Origin of the sequence: Aquabacterium sp. (assembly GCF_050725395.1) — a bacterium.
Taxonomy (GTDB): domain Bacteria; phylum Pseudomonadota; class Gammaproteobacteria; order Burkholderiales; family Burkholderiaceae_C; genus Aquabacterium.
In genome coordinates this window covers 1-1,080 of record NZ_JBOHHL010000109.1, presented here as the reverse complement: position 1 = coordinate 1,080, position 1,080 = coordinate 1, and the positions used below count along the sequence as shown (strand labels likewise).

Sequence of the window (1,080 nt, the reverse complement as noted above, 5' to 3'; positions counted from 1 at the left end):
GCGAGAGATCCAGATGCGAACTTGCGCGAGGCCGGGATACGCACGAGGCCGCTGAGCAGCGGGAGGAGCATGCCGGCGCGAGCTTGGGCGGCAAGTCCCTTGCGGTCTAGCTGCATCGCGAGGATTACTGATTGCGGCAGTAGCTGCGCGTAGTCGTAGAGCTCGAGGCCAAGCTCAGGGGTGAGCGCTGACCCGGCGCGCTCGATGCGCACGCGGTCGGCCTTGCTCAGCTCCCCTCCCATGCCCTCTTCCTGCTGCCAGAGGCCCCAGGCGATCGACGTTGCGGGGAGGCCCTCTGCCTCTCTCTCACCTGCAAGCGCATCAAGGAATGAGTTGGCGGCCGCGTAGTTGGCCTGGCCGGGGCTGCCAAAGACTCCGGCAGCTGAAGAGAACAATGTGAACTCTGTGAGCTCGAGGTTCTTTGTTGCCTGATGCAGGTTGTATGCGGCGGAGACCTTGGGCGCAAAGACGCGGTCGATGCGCTCGCTGCTCATCGACTCGATGATTCCGTCGTCGAGCACGCCTGCTGCGTGGATCACGCCGGTGAGCTTGCCGTCCGCGTTGGCCTGCTTGATCAGCGCTATTGCCTGCTCTGGGTCAGAGATGTCAGAGGCGACCAGTTCTGCCTCTAGGCCGAGCTGCTCGATCTCTTGGGCGAGTTCTGCTGCGCCTGGAGCTTCACTGCCGCGGCGGCTTGCGAGCACGAGCTTTGTGGCCTTGTTCTGCTTTGCAAGGTGGACCGCCAGGAGAGCGCCGAGGCCTCCGGTGCCGCCGGTGATCAGGACTGTTTCTGCTGGGAGCTTTGAGGGGACGTCTTCTGGCAGTTCGGGTGCCGCCACGGCGCGGGTCAGGCGCGGCGCAAATACTCCGCCGGGGCGAACCGCAAGCTGCGGCTCGTCGCCCACCAAATACAGCGCGTTGCCAAATGCTGCTGCCAGCTGACCTGCCTCTTCCTGATCTGATGCTTCAAGAACCCCCGGCAGGTCAATCAGCGCGAAGCGTCCCGGGTGCTCAGACTGAGCGCTGCGCACAAGGCCCCAGAGCGCAGAGAGCGCAAGGTCCGCAGTCTCGCCGGGTTCT

1 protein-coding gene is annotated in these 1,080 nt (G+C 64.5%); it reads right to left on the bottom strand.

The window, feature by feature from the left end; translation table 11 throughout:
• A partial coding sequence (locus tag ACREB4_RS21335; protein WP_431590246.1) for a beta-ketoacyl reductase occupies nt 1-1,080 on the bottom strand: 1,080 nt, incomplete at both ends.